The organism is Bradyrhizobium jicamae (genome assembly GCF_001440395.1).
Lineage (GTDB): Bacteria > Pseudomonadota > Alphaproteobacteria > Rhizobiales > Xanthobacteraceae > Bradyrhizobium > Bradyrhizobium jicamae.
On the sequence record NZ_LLXZ01000012.1, the window covers coordinates 17,321 to 30,547 of the forward strand.

16 protein-coding genes are annotated in these 13,227 nt (G+C 60.0%); 7 read left to right on the forward strand and 9 right to left on the reverse strand.

The genetic code is table 11. From position 1 onward, the window contains the following. Positions 1-93: 93 nt before the first annotated feature. Both CQ12_RS02545 and CQ12_RS02550 read left to right on the forward strand, forming a co-directional pair. A complete protein-coding gene (locus CQ12_RS02545; protein WP_057833793.1) occupies positions 94-756 on the forward strand; it encodes a DUF5343 domain-containing protein in 663 nt (220 codons plus the stop codon). Positions 757-759: 3 nt separating this feature from the next. Then, positions 760-1,284, forward strand: a complete 525-nt coding sequence (locus CQ12_RS02550) for a hypothetical protein (RefSeq protein WP_157087957.1) — start codon at positions 760-762, stop codon at positions 1,282-1,284. 326 nt (positions 1,285-1,610) lie between these two features. Here CQ12_RS02550 and CQ12_RS02555 read toward each other — a convergent pair whose 3' ends face one another. From CQ12_RS02555 to CQ12_RS02580, 7 genes are all read right to left on the reverse strand, one after another. Continuing rightward, complete coding sequence (locus tag CQ12_RS02555; RefSeq protein WP_083519095.1) at positions 1,611-2,867, reverse strand: nucleotidyltransferase family protein; 1,257 nt, start codon at positions 2,865-2,867, stop codon at positions 1,611-1,613. Further along, the gene (locus CQ12_RS44825; RefSeq protein WP_198164050.1) at positions 2,827-3,144 is read right to left on the reverse strand and encodes a hypothetical protein; all 318 of its coding nucleotides are present in this window, start codon (positions 3,142-3,144) and stop codon (positions 2,827-2,829) included. Before CQ12_RS44825 ends, CQ12_RS02555 begins: the two co-directional genes overlap by 41 nt. 306 nt (positions 3,145-3,450) lie before the next feature. Further along, positions 3,451-4,017 (reverse strand): recombinase family protein, encoded by a 567-nt coding sequence (locus tag CQ12_RS02560; RefSeq protein ID WP_083519096.1) that lies wholly within the window; start codon positions 4,015-4,017, stop codon positions 3,451-3,453. A gap of 131 nt (positions 4,018-4,148) precedes the next feature. After that, positions 4,149-4,511, reverse strand: a complete 363-nt coding sequence (locus CQ12_RS02565) for a hypothetical protein (protein ID WP_157087958.1) — start codon at positions 4,509-4,511, stop codon at positions 4,149-4,151. A 66-nt stretch (positions 4,512-4,577) separates the two neighbouring features. Further along, complete coding sequence (locus CQ12_RS02570) at positions 4,578-5,024, reverse strand: hypothetical protein (protein ID WP_157087959.1); 447 nt, start codon at positions 5,022-5,024, stop codon at positions 4,578-4,580. A 260-nt stretch (positions 5,025-5,284) separates the two neighbouring features. After that, entirely contained in the window at positions 5,285-6,814 is a 1,530-nt protein-coding gene (locus tag CQ12_RS02575) for a DUF3631 domain-containing protein (protein WP_057833797.1), read from the reverse strand. Positions 6,815-6,994: 180 nt separating this feature from the next. Next, positions 6,995-7,375, reverse strand: a complete 381-nt coding sequence (locus CQ12_RS02580; RefSeq protein WP_157087961.1) for a hypothetical protein — start codon at positions 7,373-7,375, stop codon at positions 6,995-6,997. 285 nt (positions 7,376-7,660) lie between these two features. Here CQ12_RS02580 and CQ12_RS02585 point away from each other — a divergent pair, with 285 nt between their 5' ends. Continuing rightward, positions 7,661-7,915, forward strand: coding sequence for a helix-turn-helix transcriptional regulator (locus tag CQ12_RS02585; RefSeq protein ID WP_057833799.1), 255 nt, complete (start codon positions 7,661-7,663; stop codon positions 7,913-7,915). 603 nt (positions 7,916-8,518) lie between these two features. Here CQ12_RS02585 and CQ12_RS02590 read toward each other — a convergent pair. Continuing rightward, entirely contained in the window at positions 8,519-9,124 is a 606-nt protein-coding gene (locus CQ12_RS02590) for a DNA-3-methyladenine glycosylase (protein ID WP_057833800.1), read from the reverse strand. Between the two features lie 135 nt (positions 9,125-9,259). Between CQ12_RS02590 and lipA the strand changes: the two genes are divergently transcribed. From lipA to CQ12_RS02605, 3 genes are read left to right on the forward strand one after another with little or no spacing between them, the layout of a single operon-like run. Then, positions 9,260-10,219: a lipoyl synthase gene (gene lipA, locus CQ12_RS02595; protein WP_057833801.1), complete on the forward strand. Its 960-nt coding sequence runs from the start codon at positions 9,260-9,262 to the stop codon at positions 10,217-10,219. Positions 10,220-10,234: 15 nt separating this feature from the next. Then, positions 10,235-10,774, forward strand: a complete 540-nt coding sequence (locus CQ12_RS02600) for a P-loop NTPase family protein (protein WP_057833802.1) — start codon at positions 10,235-10,237, stop codon at positions 10,772-10,774. Further along, entirely contained in the window at positions 10,774-11,250 is a 477-nt protein-coding gene (locus CQ12_RS02605) for a type II toxin-antitoxin system RatA family toxin (protein ID WP_057833803.1), read from the forward strand. The genes CQ12_RS02600 and CQ12_RS02605 overlap by 1 nt, the downstream gene beginning before the upstream one ends. Here CQ12_RS02605 and CQ12_RS02610 read toward each other — a convergent pair. After that, the gene (locus CQ12_RS02610) at positions 11,247-11,978 is read right to left on the reverse strand and encodes a FadR/GntR family transcriptional regulator (RefSeq protein ID WP_198164051.1); all 732 of its coding nucleotides are present in this window, start codon (positions 11,976-11,978) and stop codon (positions 11,247-11,249) included. The genes CQ12_RS02605 and CQ12_RS02610 overlap by 4 nt on opposite strands. A gap of 229 nt (positions 11,979-12,207) precedes the next feature. Here CQ12_RS02610 and CQ12_RS02615 point away from each other — a divergent pair, with 229 nt between their 5' ends. After that, positions 12,208-13,125, forward strand: coding sequence for an NAD(P)-dependent oxidoreductase (locus CQ12_RS02615; protein WP_057833805.1), 918 nt, complete (start codon positions 12,208-12,210; stop codon positions 13,123-13,125). The last annotated feature ends 102 nt before the right edge of the window (positions 13,126-13,227 follow it).

The following is a 13,227-nucleotide window of genomic DNA, read 5'->3' on the forward strand; positions in this document are numbered from 1 at the left end:
GCCGGTTTAAGCGCCAACGCGAAAACGAAGATGGGTGCAACTCAGGAAAACCTGTGGACTGTAAATTGCTCCTGCTCGCGAGTACAGCCTCTGATGTGCAATCTGGAACAATCGATTCGCACGAAGGAAGGCTGCGCAGTGCCCGCATATCCTTACGTTCCGAGCCCCGAGAAGGTGATTGCACTTCTCAAGAAAATTGAGGGTATGGGCATTCCTCAGAAATTCACGAACAAAACCCTAAAAAGCCTTGGGTTTACGAGTAGCAACGACCAGCGGCTACTTGGTGTTATTAAATTCATTGGGCTTGTTGATCAGTCCGGCGGACCAGCGCCACTGTGGTCCGAATACCGCCGAGGCCCGAAGACTGCCCTAGCTAAAGCCGTTCGCGCCGCCTATTCGGACCTCTTCCAACATTTCCCAAATGCCAACGAACGGGACGCGGAGGCCCTAAGAACCTATTTCGCAGCGAGCAGCAGCTTGGGTTCAGTCGCCGTCGGACAGATGGTCAGCACGTTCAAAGCGCTCTGTCAGCTCGGTGATTTTTCGACTTCGGATGGTTTTGAGGACAACGAAATCGAACCAGCCGTAAGGGTCAAAGAAATTCCAGCCGCACGGCAGGCAGCGATTAACTACTCGGGAGCGGGCGAATTGACTGTTAACATCAACATTCAATTGCAGTTGCCTGCCGATGCAACGGCGGACACATATGACCGGTTCTTCGAGGCGATGCGAAAACATCTTCTCGCTCCGGCCTGATTGATGTTCGATCAGCTAGTAAAACGCGCTGTCAAGTTCGAGCAGGCCGCACACAAGCTGCTGAGTATGCACGAGGGCGCGGCATCTCGCGTAGTGGATGCTCGCCAGTCACTCGCCCGTGTCACTGCGCTGTCCATCAAGCAGGAAGACATGGTCAAGCAGGCGGTTCGCTGCATTGAGGTTGAGGTCTTCCGGGCTGCGCACGTTCTAGCCTTCGCGGCCTTTATTGATTACCTGCACGAACTTGCTGGGCGCGATGATTTTGTTGCGCTCAATGCCGCGCGCGATAAGTGGAACATTGCGTCCGTTGAGGATATTCGGGAGAGGTTTAGCGATCACAATTTCATTGAAGGTCTGGAAGCAGCAAAGCTGATCACCAAAGCTGAAAAGAAAGCGTTTCAGGGCCTACTCACCCGGCGCAACGAGTGTGCCCACCCATCCGATTTCTATCCTGACATGAACCAATCACTTGGTTATGTGTCGGAAGCGCTGTCGCGAATTGAAGCTCTCAAAAGCAGGTATCCTTAACGCCGCCGCTGATCCGAAGAGACGCAGCCCTATGCCTAGCGGATCGCCACAAAAGCCACCTGGGCGGAGCCGCAATTGCTGGCCGAAATCGAACACCGCGTGAAATCCGCCGAAGGCAAGGTGCGCCCATCCATTCCGCCGCGTGCCAGCAGCGAGGCTTTCTTTGGAGGTTGCCGGGCGATGTCAGGCCCCCGGCAGGTAGGCGTTATGCCTGCCGCCATATCGATGTCGAACGATCCATCCCGGTCAATAGCGCTGGTCTCACTCGCCGCACGAGCGAAGGCAGGGCGCTCATCAACGCGCGCAGAACTAACAATGCAGCGCAATTACCAGCGTTTCCATTTGTGTAACCACGAGAAGTCCGGTTTTTCCCTTGGACGCTGAGGTGCGCTCGGCTGCGGTTCCAGCTTAAACTTGGCCGGATCGACGCCCGTGGCTTCAATCAACCTGTTCCTGAAAAGCTCAACGTCGCCGAAGTAGTTCGGATAGGCGGCTTTCAGGTTTTCGATGTCATCAACTTCAACCAGCACGGTGTTGAACCGGCCATTGGTAGCACTTGGATCGATGCTCTCCGCATTGTCGTAGGATTGAACCGCGTACATAGGACCGTACTGCGGATCGACCTTCACCGAATTGCTGTTTCGGTCATAGCGGATCAGATAATAGTCCGGCTTGTTTCTTGGATCGAAAACATAATTGTCGGTGATCATCACCGCCTGCCGGAGGTCTTCAAGGGTTTGGACCGCGTTGAGTTGTTCGTTCAGCGCGGCGATCTCGGCAACGCGATCTCTTCGTTCCCCATCAGCCTCCGCGCAACCCTCGATCAACAAAAACTCGCTCGACATCAGACGGAATAATCTGAGCCATTCGGGATTGCCTTGACCGGCTTTCATATCCTCTCGGCGAAACAGACCCACCGCCTCAACGGCAGTTGCCCATGAGTGCTGTAGACGGGTTCTTATCTGGATTTCCACGCGGCGATCATTGTAGACCTCATCATCGCCTTTGCCGCGAAACTTAAAAACCATGTGATGGCTCCGGTAGCCATCCGGCTTCGGTTTGATGATGTAGTCGTCCTCCCGGTGCAGCGTGTGCAGCGAATTGTGCCGCATCGAAGTGATCAAGGCATTGGCGTCCTCGATAGTCGGCAAAACCGCGCGACAGCCCGCTAGATCCTGAACCTGATTCAGATGCGATGAGATGGCGCGAAGTTTCCTGCGGACTGATGGCATGCGTTTCAGACGTGCCATGGTAAATCCGCCAGCGATCTTATTGCGGCGAATTTGACCACTCAACTCATAACGAATTTTGCTCATCGGATAAGCATGCGAATCGCGCCAGTTGTTGGCGATCCTGAAAACCTGTCGGATTGTTTCCGCCGTTTCATCGGTCCAGATGAGATCGGTGGCCAGTGCTTCTCCAGCCCTCCTCACGTCTCCCATGGTGTATTTGAAGCGCGGAAATTCGGCCACGAGTTCAGGCATCCGATTCGGGTGAGCAATCCATGGTAGGATTTGCGCTTGGAAGGATGCAAGCGCGGCTTCAAGGAGTTGCGGGACCGTGACCCTGAGGATGATGCCCATCCCCTTGTGGTGACTGACCTGACGGCTCCCCAAGGCTACGGGTAAGCGCGTCACGCAAGGCCGTGGCGCAGTCGCGGCCCAGGCGCTGGAGGAGAAACGGCGCAACGCGATCCGGGTAGCGGCGCAAGTGCTCCAGATTGAGCGGAAGGCCTCCTTGCATGGCCGGGAACGTCGGCGCGGCGGGCTTGGCAACCTCCTTGGCTGCCAAGGCTTTGCGGTGGCGGCGCTGGCGCTCGGCGGCGGTCATCGCACGGTCAAAGATTGCATGGCGGCTCATCGGGGGCCTCCATTCGTGACGTCACGAATGATAGTCCGGCCGCCAGTGCTGGCAAGGAAAAATCTCGCTCATGAAATCAATGGTTTGCATGGGTGGATCGAGGCGTGGTTGGTGCCGGGACCTTTGGGACATGGGACCGGAATCGATCCATGTGGCACGGCAGCATCGGAAAATTTCAAATTGAGTGGGAAGGGTCTGCTCCCGGCCGGTCGCGGAGCTTTTCACGTCGCAAAAAACAACCCCGGCCCCTGTGGTGGCGCGAGGTTGATGAGCAACCGCGACGGATGGCGGCGGCGCGACGAACCGTTAGGTCACCGCGTGACGTTGGGCGATGCGGCCGATGGTCTGGTGTGAGACGTTAAGATCGCGGGCAATCTCGCGGTGGCTGTCACCGGCATCGAGCCGGTGGATGACAGCGCGGCGCTGGTGCCCGGTCAGCTTGAAGTCGCGGCCAAGCCGGGTGCCGTTGGCCTTGGCTTTTGCCCTGCCTTCGCTCGTTCTCGCAGCGATCAATTCCCTCTCGAACTCGGCGAGGCCAGCGAGGATCGTCAAAAACAGCCGCCCATGCGCCGAACTGCTGTCGGCCCATGTCTCGTGCAATGACTTGAACGACGCGCCAGCGGTTCGGACAGCCTCGACAATGTGCAATAGATCGAGCGTCGAGCGCGCCAGCCGGTCGAGCCGGGTCACCACGAGCTCGTCGCCTTCGCTCAACTCCTTGAGCACGCGCTTTAGCTGAGTTCGGTTGTCTTTGCGCTTGCCGCTCATCTTCTCATGATAGACTTGCTCACATCCTGCCGCCGTGAGCGCGTCCATCTGGATATCAAGCGATTGGCCAATGGTTGAAACGCGGGCATAGCCGTAGATAGTCACCGAAAAACCTCCTGCACTTTTGGACCAAATATATGGACCAAATAAGCCGTTGGCGTGCAAGGTGTTTTAGTTGGTCCCGCTCTCCTAAGTTGTGGACCAAACAAATTTAGGCGGGTTGGAAAATAGTCCGCCTAATTCGGCTGAGCAGGCTTGCCGACCAGCCGGGCAATCGCCGCCTCCATTTCGTCCACACTGCTCGGATCGTCATAGGTCTCGACCAGCGTGGCATCGATCCGCAGTGGACTATTGAGGCCAAGCAATTCCGATCGGCGCTCGCTCAAACGGATCAGGATATTCGCAGCAACGCTGTCCCCTTGCATGGCTTTCAGAAAGAACGGCTGGATCAATTGATCGAGCCGAGCCAACTCAACCTTGATGGCCGCGACGCGCGTCAGGTTGTCGATCTGCGGCAAAGCCCTCTCCAATGCGAGGTCAACCTCTCGGGCCGTGATGCGATAGCGCCGCGCAATGGCACGATTGCTGATGCCGAGCATACGAGCTTTCAGGATTTCGGTGTCCAGGTCATCGTCAACAAGATCAGTCATCGGCTTTTCTCCAAATCAGCGTTTTCGATGACGGCATTGCCAATCGTAGCCGCAGCATTGGCGGCACGCGAACTTGCTTTCCTTTTCTGAAAGATAGTAGCAGCCGCGACCGCAGACCGGACAGAAGAAGCGCATGCGCTCCCCTCCATGCATGAGCGTGAGCGGGATGGCGCCGAAGCGAATGGATTGCACGCAATCGCCAGTCAAAAATATCTTGCCGTGTGCGGCGCGGACGTAGGCTTTCACGCCGTTCGCCCACTGCCATTGCGTCACCGCGCCTTCGCACAATGCCCCGGTTTGACGCAGCAGAGCAGCATTGAGCCGCGCGTGATTTTCCACGAGATCATGATCGCGCCAAGTATGCCCGCTTGTTGCACCGCCAATGCCTGCCATCGCGTGAATAGTACACGGTTTCACCGGTCCGCCAGAACGCGCGGCTTCCGATCTCGCTGCGGCATCCATAGCAGGCACCCACTCGGTGCTTCTCTTTCTTTCTCTCAAAACGTCAAAACGTCGAAACCCTTGTATTGCAGGCATTTCTCGCCGCTTCAAAACGTCAGCGAAACGTCAACAAAACGTCTGACGCTTTGAGACCTTTTGCCGGAAACTCTGACGTTTTGCATGACGTTTTGAAAACCGCGAATTATCCCTATCTCTCAACCACATGACGTTTTGACTGAAAATGCAGGAACCTTATGGGTTGGACCAAGGGAATGGGCCACCTATGGCGGCAGGTCGGCGAGATACCGCGCGAAGGCATCCTCGAAGTCCGCCCGCTTGTATCCCTTCGCCGAGCCGCCCTCCTTTGGCGTGACGGTCATCGACACGACCTTGAACCTTCCGGCCAGGGCCGCGAGGCTGCGGGAATTGAAACCCTTGCCGCCCCGGAACTCGGGCCAGCGCCGCTCCGGCATGTCGTTGAACTTCTCGACGATAGCCTTGCTGGCAAGCTGATCATGATCCTCGGCGATGAACAGCGCCCGGAGATCGAACAGAAATTCGGTGCCGACGTCGTCGGCGGCGGCCAGATCGCCACCGGAAAGGATCAGCGCCGACGTTTGTGCCAGTTCTAACCACTCGCTTCCTGCCGCTGCCGCGACCGCGATCAGCGGCTCCCAGTTGTCACCGGCACGATCATGCAGGCCGACCGGAACATGAGCGATGACGTCGCGGCGGAGCGCGGCGGCATTGTCACCGATCCAGCGAACGATGCGCCCGCGCATACCGGTAAACTGATCGCGGAGTTCAGGGCGCAACCGCGCCACAGTTTCCGCTTTCAGCTTCCGCTTCAACGGCACTTCAATGGAGCGGTCGCGCAGCGTATTCCACGGCTTGCCGATCCCGGCAATGACCATCGGCGACCATGTCGAAAATTGACGCGGCTCGAAATCATCGCCAACGGTGCGGATGACTTGCGCGGTAGAGCGCTGATGGCCGCTGTTGACGATCGCCTTGAGGTCGGGATTTTCCTTCGCGGCATTGTCAAACTCGTCGAGGAACAACGTTGGCTGGACCTCATCAATGATGCGAAAGATCGCCGCTGGCGTTGCGCTCGACGACGACACCGGACGGCAGACAAGATTCTGAATGACCTCCATCAGCGTGCTCTTGCCGCAGCGATAAGTAGCCGCGCCGATCAGCAGGCGGGGAAAAATCCGGAATCCATTGATGGCACACGATGCCACTATCCACAGCGCGACCGCGTGTGCAGTCTCGTCCGATAGGACAACATAGCGCCGCACGATGCTTTCGATCTCATCGAGCAGTGCCGCACCGTCAACCGGCTCCGCCGCTGGCTCGTCCTCATCGAAGGTCAGTGCGCAGCCCTGTCGCCGGTCATCTTCGTCCGCATCGTTGCGCGACCGCCGCGCCGGCCCGATCAACTTCTCCAGTTCCGCAATTCTGGCGCCGCACTCCTTGAGCCGCTGACGGGCACGCTCATAATCAGCCGGCAGCTTTTGGTGCAACTGGCGCAGCATGCGGACCGCCTCCGCCTCGAACGGGGCACCGACGTCGCCCGCCTTGATGCGCTCGATCAGTTCATCGACGTGGCGTTCCAGCGGGCCGGGACTGATCACCACCTGTTCAAGCGGCACCGGCTCGGCGATCCCGGCAAGTTGGACGAAGGTCCTGCCGTCGTCGTAACGATTGATTTCAATAACCTTGCAGACTTGGACGACACCCGCCGCAACCGCCGCTGGCGGGTCTTGTACGGGCAGACAAACCGTATCGCCAGGCCGCACCGGATGCATCGGGCGATTGATTCCTCCAACAGACATTTGCGCTTCCCTCATTGCGAGGGCCAGCACAGCGCGCGGCTTATGGCGGTTGCGGAACGGAATGTGGGTGCTTATAGTCCAGACGTTCCTTCGCTGAAACTTAGTAGCACCGGCAATTCCCGGCCCGCATCGTTCGCGCGCATGCGGGCCGTTCTATGTGTTGCTGGTCGGCATGATTGCCGTCCTTTTCTTATTTGCGATCTCCTTTGCGTCTTCCGTGACATCATCGTCGCGCCAGTCACGCGCCGCGCGGAACTGACCCGCGCGCCAGAACCAGCCGAGGCTGTCCTTCTCGATTAGGCCTTGGCCACACAGCACGCGCAGCACGTCCTCGGCAACGACGATGTAGGCGCTGCGCACGCGGGCTGGCGACATGATGGCATCGCATAGTGCAATGCTGACGCTGACGCGGTCATGCGCTGGTTGCTTGTCCGTGAACAGCGACAGCACCAGCGGCTGCAACGGATGGATGAAGGCAGCACGATGCACAGTCTTCTTGCACAGGCGCGGCGCACGGTCGGATGACTTCGGCATCGACAAGCTCCCATGTTTGCGGGGCATCGTTGATGGGAGCTTGAGTTTGGTCCGCTGAAAAATTGCGCGTCAAGCAATCTATCAAGGTATGTTTTGGACGGATGAAAGTTAGTGAAAGCAAGTGAAATCCCCATTTTCGTTTCAGCAGCTTTCACTTCGCGCGCCGTTCGGCTATACTGCTCGCGCTCCCCGGCGTCCTCGAACGCGACAACAGTGCAGCCCCATCGCAAAGGGCGCACGCGCGTATCACTGAAAACGAGCGAAGCGATTGGGAGAACTGTCACCATGAGGAAAGACCAGCAGGCAACCGCCGTCGATTATGCGGCGGGCGGCATCCGCCGCATGCTCACCGAAGAGCAGGTCTTAGCGATCATTCCGGTCTCTGGGGTGACGCTGTGGAGGATGGTGCGCGACGGGCGCTTCCCGCGCCCGCACTACATCTCTCCGAATCGCAAGGTCTGGTTTTCCGACGAAATTGTCGCGTGGCAGAACGACGTCGAGCGCCAGCGCCAGCGCCGCCCGGCACGGGCCAAATCCTGAAAATTTTGAAATAGGTCCTGTGAGGTCCCGCCGCACGTTGGCGGGACCTTTTCATTTGCTCGCCAGCCGCAACAAGTCCTTGTATTTGAATCGTTTTCTGCGACGGGCCGGAACCGAAAATAAAGCTATTCTTCAAGTCGTGTGGTCCTGGCACCCGTGGCTGGTGTCAAGCCGGCGGAGGTTTTTGAAGCCCGACCGGGTTTCGATGAACCGCCAATCTGCCGGCGACGGAGGTCAGAGGAATTCGGCTCCGGGGAGATCACGGCATAAGCCGTAAACCCACTGCGCAGGGAATGCCGGGCTGCTTCGGCTGTACCTGTATGCTCGTGTGCGCATTTCCTGAAGTGCAATTGCACACGGGACCGCGGGTGCGGCAAGCACCCGGCATTCCCTGCGCCCTCTCATTTTTGGGCGAGTCATTCAAAGTATCGCCTCGGGCACAACGTGCCGCGAGAACGTAGAGCCGCGTTTGAAGCTTCGTAGCCCGGATGAGCGAAGCGATATCCGGGACCGCTCTAATACCGCCCCGGATATCGCTTCGCTCATCCGGGCTACAAGGGATCGCTTCGCTCGCAATGACCGATGAAAGAGAAATCGCCTTTGTCAAAACCGCTTGCTCAGAAACCTCGATCCCTTCAGCCCGTAGCGCCATGGCAGGTCGACCGCTTTTGTGATGCCGATCCGCACGCCGACAATGGTCTCGGCCTTGCCGATCCGCGCATGCAGCGCAAATGGCAGCGTGTCGAGCGGCAGTTCGTTGTGCTTGATGGTGATGCCGAGCGCCTCGCACAGCTTGCCCGGGCCGGAGCACAGCGAACGCGCCTCCTGCAGGCCACGGCGGCGGCGCATCGCCGCGATGCCGTGGGTCGGCTCGAGCGCACGGATCAGCACGGCGCTGGCCGAGCCTTCGGCTTCGCAGACGAAGTTCACGCACCAGTGGATGCCGTAGGAACGGTAGACATAGGCGAAGCCCGGTGGGCCGAACATCACCCGGTTGCGCGGTGTCGGTCCGTTGAAGGAATGCGCGGCCGGGTCGGTGTGATGATAGGCCTCGACCTCGGTGATGATGCCGCCCACGCCGCCAACCAGAAGCGTGGCGCCGATCAGGTCCGGCGCGACCTCGTGGACGCTGCGGCCGAAGAACGAGCGTTTCAGCGGCTTGCCGAGTCGGGGGGCGGCGCCGTCGGCCAGCTTCGGGCTTTGAGCCATTTTCAGGTGAGAATCGTTCGCGGAAGGGGTGAAATTCGTCATTATCTTGCACGATCTGCCAGGTTTCGCGAGTCGCGGTTGCAGGCACCGGCGACACGGATTAGCTAAGGTACTCTCGCCATTTCCGGACTTAACATGGTCGTCCTCGTCGATACCGTCTCCGCCAACCAGGTGCGGCCGCGTCACCCCGAAAAGGTGAACCGGCCCGATGCGCTGTCGCCGCCGAAGCCGGACTGGATCCGGGTGCGGGCGCCGAACACCCGCGGCTATGCCGACACGCGGAAGATCGTCAAGGAGAACGGCCTCGTCACGGTGTGCGAAGAGGCGGGCTGCCCGAATATCGGCGAGTGCTGGGACAAGAAGCACGCCACCTTCATGATCATGGGGGACACCTGCACCCGGGCTTGCGCGTTCTGCAACGTCAAGACCGGCATGCCCGGCGCGCTCGATGCCGCCGAGCCGGAACACGTGGCGGAGGCGACCTTCAAGCTCGGGCTGACCCATGTGGTCGTTACCTCGGTCGATCGCGACGATCTCGCCGACGGCGGCGCCGAGCATTTCGCGCAGACCATCCGCGCCATCCGCGCGCGCTGCCCGACCACGACCATCGAAATCCTCACGCCGGACTTCCTGCGCAAGGAAGGCGCGCTGGAGGTGGTCGCGGCGGCAAAGCCCGACGTGTTCAACCACAATCTGGAAACCGTGCCGGCGCGTTACCTCACGGTGCGGCCCGGCGCGCGCTATTTCCATTCGATCCGGCTGTTGCAGCGGGTCAAGGAGATCGATCCGACGATCTTCACCAAATCGGGCATCATGGTCGGCCTCGGCGAGGAGCGCCACGAGGTGCTGCAGGTGATGGACGATCTACGCTCGGCGGAGGTCGATTTCCTGACCATCGGGCAATATCTGCAGCCGACGCGCAAGCATCACGCCGTGATGCGCTACGTCACGCCGGATGAATTCACGGGCTACGAGAAGGTCGCCTACACCAAGGGCTTTCTGATGGTATCGGCGAGCCCGCTGACCCGCTCGTCGCACCATGCCGGCGAGGACTTTGCCAAGCTGCAGGCGGCGCGCATCGCGCGGGGCCGCTAGCCTCGGATCGAACCAATGCAACGTGTTCTCGTCATGGGATCGTCGGGGTCCGGCAAATCGACATTTGCCCGGCGGCTGTCGGATATTGCAGGCATTCCCTTCGTTTCGCTGGATGCCCTGTATTGGAGACCGGGCTGGATTCCCTCGGATAATGCGGAGTTCGGGCAGCGCGTGGCCGAGGTCGTGCGTCAGCCGCAATGGGTCATCGACGGCAACTACACCAGGCACGGCGCGGGCGAGTTGCGCCGCGAGATCAGCGACACCGTGATCTGGTTCGACCTGCCGCGCCGGAGCTGCCTGTTCGGCATCATGAAGCGTATCGCTGGCAGCTATGGCCAAGTCCGCCCGGAGATGGCTGAAGGCTGCCCCGAGAGGATCGACTTCGAGTTCTTCCGCTACGTCTGGACCTATCGCCGGCAGCAGCGGCCGAAACTTCTCGATTATTTCCAGGGGCTGCGTGCCGATCAGTCGCTGGTCTGCTTCACCGATCGGATCCAGGCGGACGACTATCTGAAGCAAATCGCGTTCAAACAGAATCGGGCGAGTATTCACTGATGCCGCGCTTTTCCAGCAAGCGCCGGGTTCATCATACCGCGCAACAGATGTTCGATCTGGTCGCTGATGTCGAGCGCTATCCGGAATTCGTGCCGCTGTGCCAGTCGCTGCGGATCCGTCAGCGCACGGCGAGGCCGGACGGTACCGAAATCGTCGTCGCCGACATGACCGTGTCGTTCAAACTGGTGCGGGAATCCTTCACCAGCCGGGTGACGCTGGACCGGCCGAACCTGAAGATCATGGTCGAATATTTGAAGGGTCCGTTCAGCAATCTCGAAAACCGCTGGACGTTCGAGCCGAGATCGGAAACCGACTGCGACGTCGGCTTCTTCCTGTCCTATGAATTCAAGAGCCGGATGCTGGCGATGCTGATGGGCACGATGTTCGACGCCGCGTTCCAGCGCTTTGCCGCCGCGTTCGAAAAGCGCGCGGACGCAGTTTACGGCAAGGCGGGGGCGGGGCCTGCTACCGGCTAGACATCCGCAAGGTCGGCGCGATCGGCCAGGCGCTGCGCGGCGTTGTCGTAGTGCTCGCGGGCCTTGTCCCGCGCCGCAGCGGGATCGCCACGCTTGATGGCCTCGACCAGGCGGGCCTGCTCCTCGATCGCGACCGTGGCGAGCTCGGTGGCCTTGGTGTTCTTGACGGCGACCGATCGCAGCTTCTCGGCGATCTGGCCGTCGATCAGCATGATGAAGTTGAGGGCGTGCTCATTGTCCGCCACCTTGGCAATCGTGTGGATCAGCTGGCGTTCGGCCTCGAAATGGCGCTCGGCGCCGCGTTCGCGATCGCTGATCGCCTCGCGCATCTGCTTGAGGATGGCCTCCATGCGGACAATGTCGCGGTTGGAGCGCGCGACCGCCGCGTCCGCCGCGACCTCGATCACGACGCCGTTGCGCAGGCGCAGCAACTTCAACAGCTCCCTGCGCTTCTGGAAACATGCCGGGCTGATCCGAAACGCTGTCCGTTCCTGCGGCTGGGCGATGAAGGCGCCGACGCCAACGCGGCTCTGGACCACGCCGTCATATTTGAGCTGCGAGATCGCTTCGCGGACCACGGTTCGCGCAACCCCGAACTCGTTCGCCAGCGCCGTTTCGGACGGCAGGCGGTCGCCCGGCCGAAGCTCGCCCTTGTGCAGGGCGCCGGTCAGGCTGGCGACGATCTCTTCCGGTAATGAAGGACTCCGTTCAAGCGATTTGACTTTCAAGTTGATCATCCTGCCCTGATGACGTTGCAACCGTTGATCCGAACAGTATGGGACACGCCAGCCCGAAGGGATATCGAAATCGAACGGTCGAGACAAAGAACTATCAGGTTGTCAGACAGGTTGCCGACATGGTAGCCCGATGAAAAAAGCCGGGCAGAGCGCGTGACGCGCCTACACGCCAGTGCCAAAAAATTTCAAGAGAACGCCAAAATTACAGGGAAGGCCGGAGATGACATTCGAACGCGTTGGCTTTATCGGCCTCGGTGGAATGGGACGAGGTTTGGTGAAGAACCTCGTCGCCAAGGGCGTGGCGGTCACCGCCTACGATCTCAACCCGGCCGCTGTGTCCGTTGCCCAATCGTTCGGCGCGACCGCTGCCAGCGGTGTTCAGGAAATCCGCGACAATTGCCGCGTCATCATGATTTGCGTCAATGAAGCCGAGGATGTCGAGGCGCTGATGACATGTCGCGACGGCTTGCTCGCCGGTTCCACTCCCGGCTTCATCATCGTGGATCACACCACCGGCAGCCCGCAAATGGTTGCGAAGCTCGATCGCATGGTGCGCGTGGCCGGCGGACGCTACGCCGAGGCGCCGATGACGCGGACGCCGAAACACGCCGAGGCCGGCAAGGTCAACGTGCTGTTCGGCGGCGAGAGCGACCTGCTCGACGATCTCAGGCCCTATTTCGAGCTCTATGCCGAAAACGTCTTCCACATCGGCCCATTGGGACACGCGATCCGCCTCAAGCTCATTCACAACTACATCGCCTTCGCCAACGTGGCGACTTGGTGCGAGGGCTTTGCGCTTGCCGCAAAGGAGGGGCTCGATCTGTCGCAGGTGATCGGCATCATCTCCGCGGCCGGCGGCAAGAGCGGCATGCTCGATCTTTATGGCCAGGCCACGCTCGATGGCGACTTCACCCCGCTGATGTCGCTGGCGAACGCCCGCAAGGATGTTCGCTACTACGCGCGCTGGCTGGAGGAGGCGGGGCTGCCCGGGTTCATGGCTGAGGCCGTGCACCAGACCTACCGGCAGGCGGCGCTGCTCGGGCACGACGGCGAGTCCTGCACCGCCGTCATCAAGGCGTACGAGGCCGTGACCGGCGTCGAGGCGCGGGTAGAGCCGAAAGACCGGCAAGGAACATGACCCGCGACATATCAGATCTCGCAGGAAACCGGTTGCTGGTGCCGACGCCATTCTTTAAGCCGGTCCCAAATCCATAAATCCCGCAAGCGGAAGGGCGAGCCG